The sequence below is a fragment of the Sphingomonas fuzhouensis genome, assembly GCF_034659795.1.
Lineage (GTDB): Bacteria > Pseudomonadota > Alphaproteobacteria > Sphingomonadales > Sphingomonadaceae > Sphingomonas > Sphingomonas fuzhouensis.
Window position 1 is genome coordinate 140,425 of record NZ_JAXSQY010000001.1, and the last position, 19,396, is coordinate 159,820.

The following is a 19,396-nucleotide window of genomic DNA, read 5'->3' on the forward strand; positions in this document are numbered from 1 at the left end:
CCGAAACCGGGTTCAGATGCGCGCGCCGGTCGCCTTTCCGGCCTTGTGCCGGTCATAGGCCTTCTTGGCCGCATAGCCGCCGCCGAGCAGCAGGCCGAGCGGACCCAGGCGGCGCATGCCGCCGACCGCCAGCGCACCGAGTGCTGCACCCTTCAAACCGCTATTGCCGTCACGACGGCTGACTTCGCGCCCGACGAGCGCGCCGATGATACGTCCGATCATTGCACTTCTCCGAAAACCCGGTCCTTCAATTCACCCGCACCGCGCAGCACCGCCCAGCCCACCGCATAGGTGATGGCGAGCGGCAGCACGATCTTCAGGACGTTGGCGGTCACCGCGCCGATGACGGCACCATCGGCGACGCCATCGTCACCCGACAGCCCGTCGATCGCCGCGCCCACCATGGCGCCGATGGTTGTTGCACCCATTGCACATGCCCTTCCTTGCTCGGGTCAGGAAAAGCATGGGGAGGGGCAAGGGTTCCGTAAGTGTCATTCCTCCCCGGCACGGGTAGGTGGCGCGCGTAGCGCGACGGAGGGGTGTCCCGTTCTCGATGGGGGCAACACCCCTCCGTCAGGCCTTCGGCCTGCCACCTCCCCTTGCAGGGGAGGAATATTTTTAGCCCTTCGCCGCGACCTTCGCCTCGATCGCGTCCCAGATCATGGCGGCGACGTCGGTGCCGTCGAATTTCTCGATCGCGACGATGCCGGTGGGGGAGGTGACGTTGATCTCGGTCAGCCATTCGCCGCCGATTACATCAATCCCGACGAACAACAGCCCGCGCCGCTTCAGCTCCGGCCCCAGCACTGCGCAGATTTCGCGCTCGCGCGCCGTCAATTTGGTCTTCTCCGCCGATCCACCGACCGCCAGGTTGGAGCGGATTTCACCCTCGCCCGGCAGGCGGTTGATCGCGCCTGCGACCTCACCGTCGATCAGGACGATGCGCTTGTCGCCCTTGGCCACGGCAGGCAGGAACGCCTGCACCATATGCGGTTCGCGGTACGCGGTATTGAACACCTCGATCAACGCCGACAGGTTCGCGCCGTCGCGCCCGACCTTGAAGATCGCCTTGCCGCCATTGCCGTGCAGCGGCTTGATGACGATCTCGCCATGCTGCGCCAGAAAGCTGCGCGCCTCATCCAGCGAGCGGGTGACGAGCGTCGGCGGCATGAACTGCGGATAGTCGAGGACGAAGACCTTTTCCGGAGCGTTGCGCACGCTGCGCGGATTGTTGACGACCAAGGTCTTCTCGGCGACCCGCTCCAGCAGGTGCGTGGCGGTGATATAGCCCAGGTCGAAGGGCGGGTCCTGCCGCATCAGCACGACATCGGCCTCGTCGCCCAGGTCCAGCTTCACCGGTTCGCCGAAGCTATAATGGTCCCCCGCGACCCGCTGTACGGTGACGGGATGCGCCTTGGTCCACAGATGGCCGTCCGACCAGTTGAGGTCGCCCGCATCATAATGGAACAGCCGGTGCCCGCGCGCCTGCGCCGACAGCATCAGCGCGAAGCTCGAATCGCCCGCGATGTTGATCTGGTCCATCGGGTCCATCTGGACGGCGACGGTCAGCGACTGGGTCATGCGGCGTTCCTTCCTTCGGTCGATCTTCGAGGGGGAGGTAGTCGCTGACCGCCCGCCTGTCACCCACGCGTCATCCGCACCAGGCATTTTCGATGTGACGCGGCCGCGTACCGGGGGCGAGCAGGATCACGTCGACCCGGATATCGTCGTTCGGCCCGGCATAGCTGGGCATCAGCACTTCCGCCGCCGCCGCGACCCGCGCCAGCCGCCGTTCGTCGATCGCGAAGTCGAGTTCGGCGGCGGTCTTGCGCGTCTTTACCTCGACGAACGCGACCAGCGACCCGCGCCGCGCGATCAGGTCGACCTCACCGGCAGGGGTGCGGACGCGGCGGTCGAGGATCGACCAGCCTTTCAGGCGCAACCACCATGCGGCCAGCCGTTCGCCGCGTCGGCCGACCTCCTCGGCGGCACGGCGGTCATGCTGTGGGCGGGGGCTGTGGGGCGGGACGCGCGACATGGAGCTTTGCTAGCCCATGGCAGGGGCTTCAGGCGAGGCTTTCCTCCGGCGATGTCAGCCAGGCCAGGCTATCGTCGGCATTGTCGAACACGCGCATATAGGGCTGGGTCATCAGCCGCCGTATCTGTTGCCGCCCGATCGCGCTGCTCGTCACCATCGCGATGCGGCTGGCGCGGGGGAAATCGCTCAGCGCTTCGTGCACGGTCATGATCGCATCCTTCGGTTGGACCGTGATCGCGCTCATGTCGATGCGCAGGCGATAGCCGGGGCGGAAGCCACTGCGTCGAAACGCGTCCACCAGTTCGCGCGCATAGCGCATCGCGATGTCCGGCGTGAACAACCCCGACCAGCATATGTCGAGCAGGTTGATGTCGCGGCGAAATTCGAAGGAATACATGGGGGGAGCGGCTCCTTGATCTGACATGCGCCCGTGACCCTTGCCGAATTGCTAACGCGGCACCCTAATCGCTTGAATTTCCGTCCTTCATTGTCAATGCACGGGCATAGAGCGCCTTGCGGTCCAGCCCCAGCGCCTTGGCGACTTCACTGGCCGCGCGGCCGACCGGCAGGCGGGTCAGCGCCTCGGCCAGCGCGGCGTCGGCGTCCTGTTCGGTCGCGGGCGGCGCTTCGCCCGGCGGGGCGACGACGATCGCGATCTCCCCCTTCGGCCCGCCCTCGGCATAGCGCGCGGCGAGGGTGGAGAGGGTGCCGGTCACCGCTTCCTCGAATTTCTTGGTGATTTCGCGAGTCACCGCCGCCTCGCGGTCGCCCAGCCCCTGCGCCAGGGCGGTAAGCGTCGCGGCGAGGCGCGGCCCCGATTCATAGAGGACGAGGGTGGCGCGGATGCCGGCGATCTCGGCAATTGCATCGGCGCGCGCCTTTTCCTTGGGCGGCAGGAAGCCCGCGAATAGGAAACGGTCGGTCGGCAAGCCCGCCAGCGTCAGCGCGGCGATGGCGGCGCAGGGGCCGGGGATCGTCACCACCGCATGGCCCGCCGCGCGGGCATCGCGTACCAGCTTATAGCCGGGATCGGAGATCAGCGGGGTTCCGGCGTCCGACACCAAAGCCACCGCCTGGGTCGCCATGCGCGCGATCAGGCCGGGGCGGACATGCTCGGCATTGTGATCGTGATAGGGCTGCATCGGCCGCTTGACCCCGATATGACGGAGCAGTCCGGCGGTCACGCGGCTGTCCTCGACCGCGATGACATCGGCGTTTGTCAATATGTTGGCCGCGCGCGGGGACAGATCGCCGAGATTGCCGATAGGGGTCGCGACGATGTACAGGCCGGGTTCGAGAGTGTGTTCGGATTGGGTCACGGGGATCGTCATGACAGAGGCAGGGCTGTTCGTACAACCGGGGGCCGTTATTCGGGGCCGCTTCCATCGCGTATCGCTGGGTAGCCACGGGCGGTTGGGCCGCGCGGTCGCGCTGGCGACGACGCTGGCGCTCGCCGCCTGTCAGACGATCGTGCCGCGCGGCCCCGTCGACCAGCCGCAGACCCGGCCGGTGCCGACCAGCCCGCGCCCCTCGACCGAGCCGGAGGCCGGCCTGCCGCGTGACACCGCGCGCCACCGTATCGCGTTGCTGGTGCCGCTGTCGGGCAGCAATGCCGGGGTGGGGCAGTCGATCGCCAATGCCACGATGATGGCGCTGCTCGATGCACAGGCCGATACGATCCGCATCACCAATTACGACACGGCGACGGGCGCCGCCGCCGCCGCGCAAAAGGCGATCGCCGAGGGCGCGCAGCTGATCCTGGGGCCGCTCCTGTCCGAGGATGTCCGCGCGGTCGCGCCGATCGCGCGCGCGGCGCGGGTGCCGGTCATCAGCTTTTCCAACGATGCCGGTGTGGCGGGGAACGGTACGTTCCTGATGGGCTATACGCCCGCCCAGTCGATCGACCGGGTCGTGGGCTATGCGCGGGGGCGCGGCGTCACGACCTTTGCGGGCCTCGTGCCCAACGGCCTTTATGGCGAGCGCGCATCGACCGCGTTCCTGCGTGCGGTCGAGGGGGCAGGGGGGCAGGTCGTCTCGCTCCAGCCCTATGGCCGGGTCGCGGGCGGCATCGCGGCGGCGGCGCAGCGGCTGAATGCCAAGGCACCCTATGACGCGGTGCTGATCGCCGATGGCGGCGCGACGGCGGCAGTAGCGGCCCCGATCGTCAAGCGTGGATCGGGTGCAAATACCCGGCTGTTGGGGACCGAACTGTGGAATTCCGAATCGGGGATCGCCGCGCGGGCGGCGCTGAACGGCGCGTGGTTCGCCAGCGTGTCGAACAATCTCTACCGCCAATATGCGACGAAGTACCGGGCCCGGTTCCGGAGCGCACCCTATCGCCTGTCCAGCCTGGGCTATGACGCGGTCCTGCTGACCGTGCGGATCGCGCGCGACTGGAAGATGAACGCGCCGTTCCCCGAGACGCGGCTGCGCGCATCGGACGGTTTCTCGGGCATCGACGGCGCCTTCCGCTTCGGCCGCGACGGCGTCGCCGAACGCGCGCTGGAGGTCCAGGAAATCCGCGACGGCACCACGATCACGGTCAGCCCGGCCCCGACCGGGTTCGGGGGGTAATCTTCCTCGAATGCCGACCGAATAAAAAGCGGGCCGGGATGATCGCTCATCCCGGCCCCAAGTCCAGGGTTGTCCGGATTGGTGAGCCGGACAACCCTTGGGGGTATTGATCAGAAGGCGTACTGGAATTGCAGGCGGGCGTTGCGGCCACCCTGATAGCCGGTGACGGTCCGATAGTAGATCGAAGCCGTGCCGTTCCCAGTCGTGCCGAACTCGTTGAAGTTGGTCGGCGTCTTCAGGTTGAGGAAATTGAACACGGTCAGACGCAGCGTGGCGTTCGAGCGGCCGATCGGGATCTTCGTCGAGATGTCGATATCGTCGGTGAAGAGCCAGCGGCCATCGAATGCCGTCCCGCGACGGACGAGCTGGACCGGATAGGCCACGAGCGGATCGGTGTTGATCGTACCGTCGGGCTTGACCTGGCAATAGGCACCCGCCGCACCATAGGCACGCGCATAGGGGTCGACCGAGCGCGGAACCGTGCCGATACAACCATATTTGCGCGGCGCGGCGGCCGAGAAGCTGGCGCCGACGTTGAAGAGACCGAACTGATAGCTGCCGAACAGCTTGAAGACATGGCGGCGGTCGTTCGGCGAATAGCCGTACATGCCACGCTGCAGACCGGGCTGGTCGAAGTCCTGCGTCAGGCCGGTATCGCCCTGTCCGTTGTCGCTCTTCACGCCGCCTTCATAGTTTCCGTACGTCTTGCCATAGACATAGGACCCTTCCAGGCTCCAGACGCCGTCAAAGTCGCGGACCGCGCGGAAGGTCATAGACCGGTGGAAGCGCTCTGCCTTCACATAGCCCAGATCGGCTGCCGAGAAGTTGACGGTACGCGGCGTCGATTCGCCGTTGATCGGATCGGACAGGGTGATCGGACCACCGCGGCCCGGATTGATCAGGACGTACTGATGGAAGCCGCCCCAGATCTTGTCACAGCCTGCGATCTTCTGCGCTGCGCAATAGTTGTTGACCGCCCGGTCGATCGCGGCGTCTTCGAGAACCTCGTTAAGACGGGTGATCGTCAGGTACGTCTCGAACCGCCAACGATCGACGCGCTTGCTGTAGCCGAAGATCCATTCGTCGGCCGACTGGGGCTTCAGACCCTGCGCGATCAGGCCGCGCGTGTCCGGGGCCCGACCCGTACCGGTCACGTCGCAATTGGCGATACCGGTATCGGGGCAGGCGACAGCGCCCGAATATAGGACCGGCGCGCCCAGGATCGGAATGTTGTTGGGACCGAGGCCTCCGAACAGATTGGTGCGCCAATAGAAGGTTTCACCACCTGCCAGACGGATGTTGGTATTGGCGGCGACCGGCATGTAGAGGCGGCTGAAGCTGCCGTAGAATTTGTCGGTCTGATTGCCGATCGGGTCGAAGGTGAAGCCCAGGCGCGGACCCCACTGGTTGCCCGACTTGTAGAAGACCGCACCGTCGCCATTGCGGTTGGTGAAGCGATCGAGACGAAGGCCGAGATTCAGGTTCAGCCGGTTTTCCATCAGCGACCAGCTGTCCTGGGCATAGAAGGCATCGTTCAACGAACGGAAGCCACCGCCGACGGCATAATTCGACTGACGAACATAGTCCGTACCGACCGGCACGCCGAATTGGTCGCCCGCACGGCCCCGAAGAATCGTGTACCCGATGCCGCCACCACTTCCGAGCGTCTGAACGTCGGACAGTAGTTCTTCGCGGTCATAGCCGAAGCGCACATGGTGCATGCCAAGCGCCTTGAAATAGACGTCGACGTCACCGCGATAGAATTTACGCACGTCCTTCGACGAGTTGATCGCGCCGCCAGGGTTGGTCAGGCTGATCGCTTGGTCGGTGCGTGCATCGGTCACGGGCGGAAGGGTCGAGTTGGACGCGTTGATCGATTGGCCGTAGGAAATATTTTCGTTGCGGCCATAGGCGGCCGACAGTGTCAGCCACTTGCTCATCACGCCGGTATAGCGCCCGACATAGTTCGCGCCGCCGTAACGGCCATAGGTATAACCCTGATACGGACCATCGCGGCCGGTCACCGGGTTCCAGCGGTTGGCAAGCGAATTGGTATTGCCGTAATAGGTCGACGTGCCTTCGCCGGTCGTGTTGAAATAGGTGAATTCCAGACGCTGGCCGCTGGTGATGACGGCATCGATCTTACCGCCGAAGAAGGGCGAGGCCGTACGGTAGAAGGTGCGCGAGGTACCCAGGAACGTATTGGTCGCCGGGAAATACTGCCGGCCTGCGAAGACGGAGTTGATGTTGCGGGCCTGGTACAGGCCGTAGAAGAACAGGTGATCCTTCCACAACGGGCCCGACAGCTCCGCCGTCATCGTGGCCGCGTCATAGCGCCCATGCTTGTTGTCCGTGTAGATCGTGTCCTTCGTCGCCGATCGCAGGTCGTTCGGGTTCCAGCTGAACAGGATGCCGCCATGGAATTCGTTCGAACCCGACTTGGTCGTCGCGTTGATGAAACCACCGGTCGAACGACCGAACTCGGCCGCATAACCGCCGGTCTTGACCTCGACATTCTGATAGAAGTCGAACGGAACCGTGACCGCGCCCAAGCTGCGACGGAAGTCGGTGATATTCAAGCCGTTGACGAAGAAGGCGTTTTCCGAAACGGACGCGCCGCTGATCGACGGCAGGCCGCCGAATGCACCCGCACCGGCATTGGCGCCCGGCGCCAGCAGGATGACCGATTGCAGGTCGCGGCCAACCGGCAGGCGGGTGGCGATGTCGGCAACGTCGATGACCGCGCCGGTCGTGGTGCTGTCGAAATCGGACGTGCGGATGCGCTTGCCCGACACGGTGATCTCACCCGAAGTGCTCTCGGCACCCAGCGCAAAGCGGTTCGACGATGAGCCAGCGGTCAGCGCGACATTGTCTTCGCGATACGTCGCATAGCCAGGTGCACTAATCGTGAAGCTGTAGCTGCCAGGCGGCAGTTCCGGAATCTGGTAGCTGCCGTCGCGGTCGGTGGTCGCGCTGCGGGTAAAGCCCTGCGCATCCGACGTCACCGTCACCGTCGCGCCAGCAATCGGCTTGCCTGCGGCATCGGTGACCGAGCCGCCCGCGATGACGTTGACATAGCCCTGCGCTGCCACGGGCGCGGCAATGACCGTCAGGCCGGACGCCGCGACGATCGCGGCTGCAGCAGACAAGAGTATGCCTTTGCGGCGACGCCGCATCGTATGAATGCTCATCGGTGATGATCCCCCTCATATGCCCGCCCATCATCGGACGTGACATCTGGCGAGGCCCCAATTCCCTTGTGTGGCCTCGGACATCACTTAGGCAGAGGGTAAAACGAGGGTCAATATAGTATAATATATTGTATTACTGATCTATGTCACCGATCAAGTGACTGCTTTTGCGTGCTATTCCTAATCTAAGTGAATTTCCCGAGGAAAAGGCCGCGTGAAAATCTGAAAATTCATTCATTTTCGGTTCACATGTTGTTTTGCTGCAACAGCGTACGGTGAAGCTATGCGGACATTGCGTATTCCGCCGTTTCGGTGTCGCCCAAGGCCCTTCGGAGAGGTGACGTTAGACCACGACCTCTCGCAAGATCGCGTCCAGCAGCAACGCCCCCGCCTCGGTGACGATCAGCCGATCGCCATCCAGCCGGACCAAGCCCTGTTGCGACAGGGTGGCAACCGCAGCACGGTTCACCATGTCGCGCCCGTCGGCCAGCGCGGTGACGCGGGTCAGGTCGACGCCCTCGGTCAGGCGCAGGCCCATGACCAGCGCCTCGGTCGCGCGGGTGGTGGGGGGGAGGGTTTCCTCCAGTTCGATGCCGTGGCCGTTGCGGTCGACCGCTGCCATCCAGTTCTCCGGCTTCTTGCGCCGCACCGTAGCGACGCCTTCGCGGCGACCGTGCGCGCCGGGGCCGATCCCGGCGTAATCGCCGTATCGCCAATAGGTCAGGTTGTGGCGGCTTTCCGCGCCGATTCGGGCGTGGTTGGAGGTTTCATAGGCGGGCAGCCCGGCGGCGGCGGTCAGCGCGCGGGTCGTCTCGAACAGGTCGGCGGCGGCATCGCCATCCGGGATGACCAGCCGCCCGGCAGCCGCCTCGGTCGCGAAGCGGGTGCCCGGCTCGATGGTCAGCTGGTAGAGCGACAGATGCTCGGTGCCATAGCCGATCGCGCGGGTCAGCTCGGCCTCCCAGTCGGGCAGGGGTTGGCCGGGACGGGCATAGATCAGGTCGAAGCTGACCCGCCCGAACTGTTCTTGCGCGGTCTGGAGCGCGCGTAGCGCCTCGTCGACACCATGCGCGCGGCCCAGGAAGCGCAGTGCCTCGTCGTCCAGCGCCTGCACGCCCAGCGATGCCCGGTTGACCCCGGCAGCGGCCAGGTCGGCGAAGCGCGCCGCCTCGACCGAGGAGGGGTTGGCCTCCAGCGTGATCTCGATCCCCTCGGCAAAGCCCCAATGCCGATCGGCCGCGTCCAGGATCGCGGCGACGGTCGCGGGCGGCATCAGCGAGGGCGTACCGCCGCCGAAGAAGATCGAGGTCAGTTGCCGCCCCGGCAGCGCCGCCGCTTCATGCGCCAGGTCCGCGAGCAGCGCATCGGCCCAGGCGGCCTGGTCCACCGACTCGCGGACATGGCTGTTGAAGTCGCAATAGGGGCATTTGGACACGCAGAAGGGCCAATGGACATATAAAGCGAGCGGCGCGGGCGTCGGGGAGGCACAGGGCGATATTGCAGAGGACATGATGGGGCCCGATATGGCGGCGATGCGCACGCTTCGCCATCTCTTATCGCTGACCGCCGCCGCCATGGCGCTGGCGGCCTGTGGTCCGATGATCCCCTCGCAGACCGGCGGGGTCGAACGATCGCCGCCTCGTGTCGTCGAGGAACGCGCGTCCGACGCGCCGGCGCCGCGTGGGGCGGGGCTGCTGCGCCAGGCGATGCTCGAGGGGCACCGCGCGGCACGGGCGGAGCTGGGCCTGCGACCGCTCGTCTGGGATGAAGGGCTGGCGGCGAGCGCGCTGGCCTATGCGCAGGAATTGGCGCACACCGGCCGGTTCCAGCACGCCGAACAGCCGCAGGGGCCGACGCGGCAGGGTGAGAACTTATGGACCGGCACGCGCGGGGCCTATCGCTATGACGAAATGATGGGACATTGGGTCGCCGAAAAGCGCAATTTCGTGAATCAGCCGGTGCCGCAGTCCAGTCGGACGGGCCAGTTCGGCGATGTCGCGCATTATACCCAGATCGTCTGGGCGCGTTCCACGGCGGTCGGTTGCGCGATGGCGAGCAATGCACGCGACGACTTCCTGGTTTGCCGCTATGCTCCGACAGGTAACGTCTTCGGCGAGCGGGCCTTCTGACTCGGCCGAGCATGACGGGAAGGTAAAGACGCGATGGCGAATCCCTATGATCCGATGGCGTGGATGGCCTTCTGGAGCGCGCCCGCGCGCTTCGCGATGATGGCAAGCGAGGCGATGCTGAGCGCGCAGAGCGTGATCGCCACCCGCATGGGCGCGATGGCGACCGGCACGTCCTCGGCAGCCGAGATGACCCTGATGGTCAGCGAGAAGGTGAAGGCGTTCGACCAGTCGGCCAAGGTCTGGAACCGCGATCAGGCCGCCTTGTCCAAGCTGTCGCGGCACGACCCGCGCGGCGGGGTGGTCGATGCATGGGAAGCGATGGCCCGCGCGATGCTGATCGGCGCATCGATGCCGGTCCAGGCGATGGCCCCGGTGCACCGGGCCGTCACCGCCAACCAGAAGCGGCTTTCCCGGAAATAGGCCGTGGGGCTCGGCCTTACCTTCGGTCAGCCCTGATTGTCATATTCGCGGGCGATCTCCGCCGTCGTCTTCTCGATGCCGGGATAGATGGTGCTCGACTTGATGTTCATGCGGTGGAGTTGCGCCAGGATTTCGCGCTTCCTGCGCACGACGATGCGCCGGACGTTGAGCGAACTATGCCCCGTCTCGGGCAGGATGGCATCGCGGCCGAAGAGCAGGAAGGCCCCCGACTGCGACGATATCCGTGCATTGGAGTTGCGGGCCTTGACGAAGACGATCCGTCCAAGATCCTTCGGATCGATCAGCGGCTTGAAATAGGGCTTTTCCGCGCCGATGAAGTGCAGCAGCCTTCGGCATTCATCGGTCTTGTTGAAATCCTCGGGCGGCAGGCCGGTCTTCATCCGCTCCTTATATTCGTCGGGCAGCATGGCGAGATTGGCGATGCAGCTGACGGTATCCGAATCGTAGAATTTGATATCCGCCTTGCGCGTCGACAGGATGATGACTTCGCCGTCGATCTCCGCCCCGTCCTCGTCGAATTTTGCGCCCGAGCAACAGAAATACAGCCCGACCAGTGGGTTGGAGGTCACGTCGAGCAATCGGGTGGGCAGGCCGAAATGCTGCATGCGGACCAGCTTGTCGATCATGTAGAGATCGCTCGCGAAATCGCCCGGTCGCTCGGACAGGAGTTCGCGGACCATGCGGTCCTCGTCGCGCAGATAACGCGGACCGCCGGTCGCGTTCTTGCGGAAGAGCGAGGGCTCCAGACGGTAGGATTTGTCCGAATGGCCGCGATAGAAAATCTGGTCGCCAGCCATCGCGGTCTCGTCCAGGACGATGGCAAGATACTGCTCGAGCGTCTCGACGATATCGACATTCTCGGGCGGCGTCATACCCGTCATCACGCCGGACGCGTCCACTTGATCGGCATCCGCCCGCTCGGGTAGATCGAGCCCGAGTTCGGCCAGGGCATCGCCCAGATCGCCCGACTTGATCGCCCAATGCGTTCGGGTGAGTTCCCAGCGGCCGAGCGTCAGCGCCTTTTCGAACGCCCGCCGGTCGGGGATCGCGACGCGGCCGAAATCGACGTCGATTTGAAAATCGAAGCCGATCGTACCGTCCGCGACACGCAGAGACGCTATACGGCCGACCCGCATCGTGACGTAATCGGGATGATCGCCTTCGCTGTCGCCCTTCAACTCGCTCATGAACAGCGTGGGCAGATCCTCCAGCAATGCCAGCGTCTCGCTGGAAACGGGCTGGAGCAATCCGGCAATCTCCGGATCGGTATATTCCAGATAGCGGGACAGCGAAAATTCGTCCTGATGCCACTCGCCGACGGGCTGGTCCCAATCGGTATCGTCATAGGCCATCAACAGATTGAACATCGCTATCCCCGAATGTCCGCAAGCGCCGGCGCCATGCGGCACGGTTTTGCAGGGCGGTGCTGGGGGCCTGGATAAGCCCCCGGCACCTTCGGCATCAGAACACCGCCTTGACCAGCTGGCCGAACGCATCGGCGCGGTGGCTGATGCGGTTCTTTTCGTCCTGGTCCATCTCGGCGAAGGTCTCGGTATAACCGATCGGCTGGAAGATCGGGTCATAGCCATGGCCCTTGTCCCCGCGCGGCGGCCATACGATGGTGCCGTCGACGCGGCCCTCGAACCATTCGACATGCCCGTCGGGCCAGCCGACCGCCAGCGCGCATACGAAGTGCGCCGCGCGCGCCATGTCGGGTTCTTCGTTCAGCCGATCCTCGACCGCGCGCATCGCCATGGCGAAGTCCTTCTCCGGCCCCGCCCAGCGGGCGGAAAACAGTCCCGGATCGCCGCCCAGCGCCTCGACGCACAACCCGCTGTCGTCGGATAGCGCAGGCAGGCCGGACAGGTCGGCCGCCGCCAGCGCCTTCAGCTCGGCATTGGCGACGAAGGTGGTGCCGGTCTCCTCCGGCTCGGGCAGGTCCAGGTCGCCCGCCGCGATCACCTCGACGCCGTAAGGTGCCAGCAATTCGCGAAACTCGACGATCTTGCCCTTATTGTGGCTGGCCAGCACCAGCTTGCCGGGTTCGAGCTTGCGGATCGCCTGGCGGCCGTTGCCTTCGCCGCTCATGCGCGGATCGCCCGGTCCTGCGCCGCGAAGATCTCGGTGCAGCCCATGCGCGCCAGGCGGAGCAGGCGCAGCAGCGCCTCTTCGTCATAGGTCGCGTGCTCGGCGGTCGCCTGGACCTCGGCGATGTGGCCGTTCTCGATCAGCACGAAATTGGCGTCCGCATCGGCGTTCGAATCCTCGATATAGTCGAGGTCGAGGACCGGCGTGCCCTGATGGATGCCACAGGAGACGGCGGCGACCTTGTTGCGGATCGGGTCGCTGGTCAGCTTGCCCTCGGCCAGCAACTTGTTGACCGCCATACGCAGTGCAACCCACGCGCCCGAAATGGCGGCGGTGCGGGTGCCGCCGTCGGCCTGGATCACGTCGCAGTCGATCGTGATCTGCCGCTCGCCCAGTGCCTTCAGGTCGCAGACGGCGCGCAAGCTACGGCCGATCAGCCGCTGGATTTCCTGGGTGCGGCCCGACTGCTTGCCCTTGGCCGCCTCACGGCTGCCGCGCGTATGGGTGGCGCGGGGGAGCATGCCATATTCGGCCGTGACCCAGCCTTCGCCCTTGCCGCGCAGGAAGGGGGGCACGCGTTCTTCGACGCTGGCGGTGACGAGCACCTTGGTATCGCCGAACCCGATCAGCACCGATCCTTCGGCGTGGCGGGTGAAATTCGGCTCGATCGTGATGGGACGCATCTGGTCGGGCATCCGGCCGGACGGGCGCATAGTCTTCTCCTTGTTCCTTGGCGACAGCCCTAACCGGACCCCACGCGATGCGCCAGAGAGGACGGTGACGATCGGAAGACCCTCTTCTTCTCTGCGCCCTCTGCGCCTCTGCGCGAAATTTCTCACGCGGAGACGCGGAGCCGCGGAGATCGTTCGGTTCTTCCTCCGCGTCTCCGCGCCTCCGCGTGAACGATTCTTCTTTTTTGCGCGCAGAGGCGCAGAGGGCGCGGAGAAGAAGAGAGTGTCTTCCGATCGCGGTTGAGTGGGTGCGTTGCAATGCCTACATTTCCGTCATGGTCACACTTCCGATCACTGAGCTGACCGACCGGGCGCGCGATATTTTTCGCGTGGTGGTCGACAGCTATCTGACCAGCGGCCAGCCGGTGGGATCGAAGACCATCGCGCTGTCGGGGATCAACCTGTCGCCCGCCTCGATCCGCAACGTGTTGCAGGAACTGGAGGAGCGCGGACTGCTCGCGGCGCCGCATACCAGTGCGGGGCGGATGCCGACCGATATGGGGCTGCGGCTGTTCGTCGATGGCATGATGCACGCGATGGAGCCGAGCATCGAGGAACGCGCCGCGATCGAGGCGCGTGCCGCCCGTTCCGGTCCGGTCGAGGAAGCGCTGGCGGCGACGACGGCGGTGCTGTCGGGGCTGTCGGCCTGTGCGGGCCTGGTCATGGTGCCCAAGCGCGAGATGAAGCTGCGCTCGATCGGTTTCGTGCCGCTGTCGCCAACCCAGGCGCTCGCCGTGCTGGTGGCCGAGGACGGCGCGGTCGAGAACCGCGTGCTCGAACTGCCGCCGGGCATGACGCCGTCCGCGCTGGTCGAGGCGGGCAATTATCTGTCCGCGACGCTGGCGGGCCTCACCCTGGGTCAGGCGCGTGAGCGTCTGGAGCGCGAGCTGGCGGCGGGCCGCGCGGCGCTGGACGGAGCGGCGCGGGCGCTGGTCGAACAGGGGCTGGCGGTCTGGAGCGAGGATGGCGAGCGGCGGCCGATCCTGATCGTGCGCGGGCAGGGGCGGCTGATCGATGCCGCCGCCGCCGCCGATCTGGAGCGGGTGCGCGACCTGCTCGACGATCTGGAGGGCAAGCAGGAGATTGCGCATCTGCTGGATTCGGCGCGCGCAGGCGATTCGACCCGCATCTTCATCGGCGCGGAGAACAAATTGTTCGCGCTGTCCGGATCTTCGGTGATCGCCAGGCCGTTTCGTGGCCTCGACGGCCAAGTGGTCGGCGTGGTCGGTGTAATCGGGCCGACGCGGTTGAACTATGCCCGCGTCGTGCCCATGGTGGATTTCACGGCGGCAACGCTCGCCCGCATGATGGGCTGAACAGGGATTATGATGAGCGACAACACGACCAACGAACCCCAGAACGACCTGCGTGAGGAAACGGCCGAGGCCGCGCCCGAAGTGGCGGGTCAGGACCGTCTGGCCGAGCTGGAGAACCAGCTGGCCGAGGCCAAGCAGCAATATCTCTACGCCCAGGCCGAAAATCAGAATGTCCGTCGTCGCGCGGAAAAGGAAGCGGCGGATGCGCGCAACTATGCCGCGACCGCCTTTGCCCGCGACGTGCTGTCGGTCGCCGACAATCTCCAGCGCGCGCTGGCGGCGATCCCGGCCGATCTGCGCACCGACGACAAGTGGAAGGGTCTGGTGACCGGCCTCGACGCGACCGGCCGCGAGCTGGACAGCGTGCTGGGCCGTCACGGCATCACCAAGATCGAGGCGATGGGCCAGGCGCTCGACCCGAACAAGCATCAGGCGATGATCGAAATGCCCTCCGACCAGGAGCCGGGCACGATCGTGCAGGAAATGCAGTCGGGTTATATGATCAAGGACCGTCTGCTCCGCCCCGCGCTGGTCGCAGTGGCCAAGAAGCCCGACTGATCGGGCGTTCCGGACGGATGACGAAAGGGCGGTCCTTCGGGGCCGCCCTTTTTCGTTACTGGCCGAGCAGTTTCAGCACGTCTTTCTGGCTCTGATTGGCCTGGGCGAGCATCGCGGTCGAAGCCTGGGCGAGAATCTGCGCGCGGGCGAGCTTTACCGATTCTTCCGAATAATCGGTGTCGGCGATGCGGGAGCGCGCCTCCGACAAGTTGGTCGTGCTACTGGTCAGCGTGCTTACCGCCGATTGCAGCCGGTTCGCGGTCGCGCCGAGTTGCCCTTGGGCGCTTGCCACGGTCGTTAACAAGTCGTCGACACGCTTGAGCGTATTGTCGGTGCGGTAGCGATTGGTGACGTTAAGCTCGTCGGTCAGCGAGAATTGGCTTCGCTGGACGTATTCATCGAACGTATATCCGGTGCTGTAGGTAGAGCCGTTTCGATCATACCACTGATCCCCCGGCTGCTGATAAACGATCCGCCCGATGTCCTCTCGATTGATGTCCGCACCGGCGATCTTCCCTCGCGCCATATAGTCGTCGAAAGTTACCAGATGCGGCGTGGCGCCGTTGGTGACAGGGTTATAGGATTGCGGTTGTGTCAGGGGTGCTTGATACCGTGATGACCAGTAGCCGTTTACGGTGTCTCGAAAATATTGCGTGGGTATGGGTGGTATAACGACCGGAATGGTGTCGGTGACGTTCGCTCCCGCCTGAACGTTCAGCTTTACGCTGGCATCCACCAGCTGATTGTTGCTGTCATAGACTGGCGCGTTGGCATTGAACAACGCCACGCCATTGAATGAGGCGTTGCGAAGTGTCGCGTCGATCTGGGTGGACAGTGCGGCCACTTCCAGTTGAAGCGCGGCGCGGTCGCTCATGCTGTACGTCCCCGACCCGGCCTGTACCGCCAGTTCGCGCACCCGTTGCAGCATGTTGGACACTTCGGTCAGCGCGCCGTCGGCGGTCTGGACCAGCGAGACGCCGTCCATCGCGTTGCGGATGCCTTGCGTCATGCCGCAGATCTGCGCGGTCATCGAGCTGCTGATCGCCAGCCCGGCCGCGTCGTCCTTGGCCGAATTGATCCGCTGGCCCGATGACATCCGCGCCATGGATTGCGCCAGATCGGTATTGGCGCGCTGCGTGGCCGCCATCGCACGAAGCGCGGCGCCGTTGGTGTTGATGACCGTCATGGTAACTCCCATCCCGTGACGAGCGCGGGAGGCCCCGCGCGCGAAAAAGATGGTTGACGAAATTAACCATGATCGAACAATCCGGGCTTTTCCCGGATATTAGCTTGCGGGGGGCTGGGGGAGGGCCTGCGCCCCAAGCAAAACCTCTCAGTCAGTCCCTCGAAACGGCACCAGCGTCTGATACTGCGCCAACGGCGGCGCCCCCGCGACCACCGCGCCACGCTTCAGCAGGAACGCATGACGGACAATCTCCGCCTGCTGCTCGATCCCATAGCGGGCAAAGGGCTGCCCCGGCTTCATCGCATAGGTGTAGTGGCAGAAGGGATGGCGTTTCAGCGGTAGGAAGATACCCCGCTGGTGCTGCCAGATATGCACCATCTCATGGATGAACAGCCCCTGTTCGTGGAGGGGGCAGGACCCGAAATCCTCGCGCCACAGATCGCCCTTCGGGTGGAAATGGATACACCCGCACGGTGCCATCACCGTGTCGCGCGGCTGGAAGAACGCCCATTTGGTCGGCGACAGCCGCACCTGCGCATAGTCGATCGCGTCGCCGAACACGCCGCGCGCCAGCGCTTCTTCGGCCGGGGTGAGGGGGCGCTTGATAGCCATCAGCCTTGCGGCGCAGGATCGCCCGCCGCGATCACCCGTGCCCCCTGGCGTAGCCGCGTGCCGTCCGAAAAGGTCAGGAGCAGCGACAATATCCGCCCCGGCTTCACGCCTGGATTCATGTCGTACAGCATCACATGGCGCCCGCCCGGCTGAAAGGCGACGGTGCCGCCCGCCGGGATGGGCACGGCATCGACCTTTTTCATCGCCATGCCGCCCTCATGCATCTCGCTGGTGATCGCGACATCGCTGCTGACCCCGATCAGATCGACGGGCTTGGGGCCGCCATGAATGACGAAATAAGCCGCCGCAGGGCGTCCCGGCACGGCAGCGAGCCGCACCCAACCCGCATCGCTCGACAGCTCGGGCTTCGCCGAGCATCCGCCCAGCGCCGCCGCCCCGGCCAGCGCCCAAAGGCTGATAAAAATGGCGCGACGCATGACAAACCCTTCCGTTTCGGCAAATCCTGACGCGACCCTAGGTTCCATCCAATCTTGCGGCAACAAAACGCCCACCTATATCCGCCTTCGTGAACGGGGTTTTCGGGTTGCCGCTTTCGGGACCGGCGAACCCCGGCATTGGACTTCCAGACTATGTTCTTGAGGGGCATTTAGAGACTTATGGCAAAAGTGATCGGCATCGACCTCGGCACCACCAACAGCTGCGTCGCTGTCATGGAGGGCGGCAAGCCCAAGGTCATCGAAAACGCGGAAGGCGCGCGCACCACGCCGTCGATCGTCGCCTTCGCCAAGGATGGCGAGCGCCTGATCGGCCAGCCTGCCAAGCGCCAGGCGGTGACCAATCCCGACAACACGATCTTCGCGGTGAAGCGTCTGATCGGCCGTCGCTTCGACGATCCCGTCACCAAGAAGGACACCGAGCTGGTTCCGTATGCGATCGCGCGCGGTCCGAACGGCGACGCGTGGGTCAATGCGGGCGGCAAGGATTACAGCCCGTCGCAGATTTCGGCCTTCACGCTGCAGAAGATGAAGGAAACCGCCGAATCGTATCTCGGCGAGACGGTGACCCAGGCGGTCATCACCGTGCCTGCGTACTTTAACGACGCGCAGCGCCAGGCGACCAAGGATGCCGGCCAGATCGCTGGCCTCGAAGTGCTGCGCATCATCAACGAGCCGACGGCGGCTGCTCTGGCCTATGGCCTGGAGAAGCAGGACGGCAAGACGATCGCGGTCTATGACCTTGGCGGCGGCACCTTCGACATCTCGATCCTGGAGATCGGCGACGGCGTGTTCGAGGTGAAGGCGACCAACGGCGACACCTTCCTGGGCGGCGAGGACTTCGACAACAAGATCGTCGATTTCCTGGCGTCGGGCTTCCAGAAGGACGAGGGCATCGACCTCACCAAGGACAAGCTGGCGCTCCAGCGTCTGAAGGAAGCGGCCGAAAAGGCGAAGATCGAGCTGTCCTCGGCCCAGTCGACCGAGGTCAACCTGCCCTTCATCACCGCCGACCAGAACGGCCCGAAGCACCTGGTCAAGTCGATCACCCGTTCGGACCTCGAGCGTCTGGTCGAGGACCTGATCCAGCGCACGCTGGAGCCGTGCAAGAAGGCGCTGGCCGATGCGGGCATGAAGGCCGACGAGATCGCCGACGTGGTGCTGGTGGGCGGTATGACCCGCATGCCGCGCGTCCGTGAGGTCGTGAAGAGCTTCTTCGGCAAGGAGCCGCATACCGGCGTGAACCCGGACGAAGTCGTCGCCATGGGCGCGGCGATCCAGGCGGGCGTGCTGCAGGGCGACGTCAAGGATGTGCTGCTGCTCGACGTGACCCCGCTGTCGCTGGGTATCGAGACGCTGGGCGGCATCATGACCAAGATGATCGACCGCAACACGACGATCCCGACCAAGAAGAGCCAAGTCTATTCGACCGCCGACGACAACCAGAACGCGGTGACGATCCGGGTCTTCCAGGGCGAGCGCGAGATGGCGCAGGACAACAAACTGCTGGGTCAGTTCGACCTGGTCGGCATCCCGCCTGCACCGCGCGGCGTGCCGCAGATCGAGGTCACGTTCGACATCGACGCCAACGGCATCGTCAACGTTTCGGCCAAGGACAAGGGCACCGGCAAGGAGCAGCAGATCCGCATCCAGGCATCGGGCGGTCTATCGGACAACGACATCGACCAGATGGTCCGTGACGCGGAGAAGTTCGCGGAAGAGGACAAGAAGCGTCGTGCCGAGGCCGAGGCCAAGAACAACGCCGAGTCGCTGATCCACACCACCGAGCGCCAGCTGGCCGACAATGGCGACAAGGTCGACGCGTCGCTGAAGTCGGAAATCGAGGCGGCGATCGCCGAGACCAAGACGGCGGTCGAGGGTGGCAACCCCGACACCATGAACGAGAAGGCGCAGGCCCTCGCTCAGGTCGCGATGAAGCTGGGCCAGGCGATCTACGAAAAGCAGCAGCAGGCCGAAGCCTCGCCGTCTGCCGACGCAGGGGCGGCCAAGCAGGACGATGTGGTTGACGCCGAATTCTCGGAAGTCGACGACACCAAGTAAGGCTGTCGGCCCGGTC

Annotated in this window: 20 protein-coding genes; 6 read left to right on the forward strand and 14 right to left on the reverse strand. The window is 65.0% G+C overall.

Annotated features, from left to right (window positions below):
- Positions 1–12: 12 nt before the first annotated feature.
- From U1H82_RS00710 to rsmI, 6 genes are all read right to left on the reverse strand, one after another.
- Entirely contained in the window at positions 13–222 is a 210-nt protein-coding gene (locus U1H82_RS00710; RefSeq protein ID WP_322963007.1) for a hypothetical protein, read from the reverse strand.
- Complete coding sequence (locus U1H82_RS00715) at positions 219–428, reverse strand: hypothetical protein (protein ID WP_322963008.1); 210 nt, start codon at positions 426–428, stop codon at positions 219–221. The genes U1H82_RS00710 and U1H82_RS00715 overlap by 4 nt, the downstream gene beginning before the upstream one ends.
- A 190-nt stretch (positions 429–618) precedes the next feature.
- Positions 619–1,581 (reverse strand): glutathione synthase, encoded by a 963-nt coding sequence (gshB, locus tag U1H82_RS00720; RefSeq protein WP_322963009.1) that lies wholly within the window; start codon positions 1,579–1,581, stop codon positions 619–621.
- Between the two features lie 70 nt (positions 1,582–1,651).
- Positions 1,652–2,038, reverse strand: a complete 387-nt coding sequence (locus U1H82_RS00725; protein WP_322963010.1) for a YraN family protein — start codon at positions 2,036–2,038, stop codon at positions 1,652–1,654.
- Positions 2,039–2,066: 28 nt separating this feature from the next.
- On the reverse strand, positions 2,067–2,435 hold the full coding sequence (locus U1H82_RS00730; RefSeq protein ID WP_322963011.1) for an STAS/SEC14 domain-containing protein: 369 nt from the start codon (positions 2,433–2,435) through the stop codon (positions 2,067–2,069).
- A 64-nt stretch (positions 2,436–2,499) separates the two neighbouring features.
- Complete coding sequence (rsmI, locus tag U1H82_RS00735) at positions 2,500–3,369, reverse strand: 16S rRNA (cytidine(1402)-2'-O)-methyltransferase (protein ID WP_322963012.1); 870 nt, start codon at positions 3,367–3,369, stop codon at positions 2,500–2,502.
- 82 nt (positions 3,370–3,451) lie between these two features.
- On the opposite strand from rsmI, the gene U1H82_RS00740 reads away from it, so the two are divergent.
- Complete coding sequence (locus U1H82_RS00740; RefSeq protein WP_322963758.1) at positions 3,452–4,612, forward strand: penicillin-binding protein activator; 1,161 nt, start codon at positions 3,452–3,454, stop codon at positions 4,610–4,612.
- Positions 4,613–4,722: 110 nt separating this feature from the next.
- Here the strand turns inward: U1H82_RS00740 and U1H82_RS00745 are convergent, their stop codons facing one another.
- Positions 4,723–7,761 carry a TonB-dependent receptor gene (locus tag U1H82_RS00745; protein ID WP_322963013.1) on the reverse strand — a complete coding sequence of 1,013 codons (3,039 nt, stop codon included), beginning with the start codon at positions 7,759–7,761 and terminating at the stop codon, positions 4,723–4,725.
- 385 nt (positions 7,762–8,146) lie between these two features.
- Positions 8,147–9,313 (reverse strand): radical SAM family heme chaperone HemW, encoded by a 1,167-nt coding sequence (hemW, locus tag U1H82_RS00750; RefSeq protein WP_322963014.1) that lies wholly within the window; start codon positions 9,311–9,313, stop codon positions 8,147–8,149.
- Positions 9,314–9,326: 13 nt separating this feature from the next.
- Here hemW and U1H82_RS00755 point away from each other — a divergent pair, with 13 nt between their 5' ends.
- A complete protein-coding gene (locus U1H82_RS00755; RefSeq protein WP_322963015.1) occupies positions 9,327–9,932 on the forward strand; it encodes a CAP domain-containing protein in 606 nt (201 codons plus the stop codon).
- A 33-nt stretch (positions 9,933–9,965) separates the two neighbouring features.
- Positions 9,966–10,352 (forward strand): hypothetical protein, encoded by a 387-nt coding sequence (locus U1H82_RS00760; RefSeq protein ID WP_322963016.1) that lies wholly within the window; start codon positions 9,966–9,968, stop codon positions 10,350–10,352.
- Positions 10,353–10,378: 26 nt separating this feature from the next.
- Here U1H82_RS00760 and U1H82_RS00765 read toward each other — a convergent pair whose 3' ends face one another.
- The 3 genes from U1H82_RS00765 to rph all read right to left on the reverse strand — a co-directional run bounded on the left by U1H82_RS00765 (position 10,379) and on the right by rph (position 13,174).
- On the reverse strand, positions 10,379–11,740 hold the full coding sequence (locus U1H82_RS00765; RefSeq protein ID WP_322963017.1) for an FRG domain-containing protein: 1,362 nt from the start codon (positions 11,738–11,740) through the stop codon (positions 10,379–10,381).
- A 94-nt stretch (positions 11,741–11,834) separates the two neighbouring features.
- Positions 11,835–12,461 (reverse strand): RdgB/HAM1 family non-canonical purine NTP pyrophosphatase, encoded by a 627-nt coding sequence (rdgB, locus tag U1H82_RS00770; RefSeq protein ID WP_322963018.1) that lies wholly within the window; start codon positions 12,459–12,461, stop codon positions 11,835–11,837.
- Positions 12,458–13,174, reverse strand: coding sequence for a ribonuclease PH (rph, locus tag U1H82_RS00775; protein WP_322963019.1), 717 nt, complete (start codon positions 13,172–13,174; stop codon positions 12,458–12,460). Before rph ends, rdgB begins: the two co-directional genes overlap by 4 nt.
- Before the next feature lie 293 nt (positions 13,175–13,467).
- On the opposite strand from rph, the gene hrcA reads away from it, so the two are divergent.
- Positions 13,468–14,508, forward strand: coding sequence for a heat-inducible transcriptional repressor HrcA (gene hrcA, locus U1H82_RS00780; protein WP_322963020.1), 1,041 nt, complete (start codon positions 13,468–13,470; stop codon positions 14,506–14,508).
- Between the two features lie 12 nt (positions 14,509–14,520).
- Complete coding sequence (grpE, locus tag U1H82_RS00785) at positions 14,521–15,066, forward strand: nucleotide exchange factor GrpE (protein WP_322963021.1); 546 nt, start codon at positions 14,521–14,523, stop codon at positions 15,064–15,066.
- Between the two features lie 55 nt (positions 15,067–15,121).
- On the opposite strand, the gene U1H82_RS00790 is transcribed toward grpE, so the two are convergent.
- From U1H82_RS00790 to U1H82_RS00800, 3 genes are all read right to left on the reverse strand, one after another.
- Positions 15,122–16,252, reverse strand: coding sequence for a flagellin N-terminal helical domain-containing protein (locus U1H82_RS00790; protein ID WP_322963022.1), 1,131 nt, complete (start codon positions 16,250–16,252; stop codon positions 15,122–15,124).
- A 147-nt stretch (positions 16,253–16,399) separates the two neighbouring features.
- The gene (locus U1H82_RS00795; RefSeq protein ID WP_322963023.1) at positions 16,400–16,864 is read right to left on the reverse strand and encodes a vgr related protein; all 465 of its coding nucleotides are present in this window, start codon (positions 16,862–16,864) and stop codon (positions 16,400–16,402) included.
- Complete coding sequence (locus U1H82_RS00800) at positions 16,864–17,301, reverse strand: copper chaperone PCu(A)C (RefSeq protein WP_322963024.1); 438 nt, start codon at positions 17,299–17,301, stop codon at positions 16,864–16,866. The genes U1H82_RS00795 and U1H82_RS00800 overlap by 1 nt, the downstream gene beginning before the upstream one ends.
- Before the next feature lie 180 nt (positions 17,302–17,481).
- Between U1H82_RS00800 and dnaK the strand changes: the two genes are divergently transcribed.
- Positions 17,482–19,380 (forward strand): molecular chaperone DnaK, encoded by a 1,899-nt coding sequence (gene dnaK, locus U1H82_RS00805; RefSeq protein ID WP_322963025.1) that lies wholly within the window; start codon positions 17,482–17,484, stop codon positions 19,378–19,380.
- The last annotated feature ends 16 nt before the right edge of the window (positions 19,381–19,396 follow it).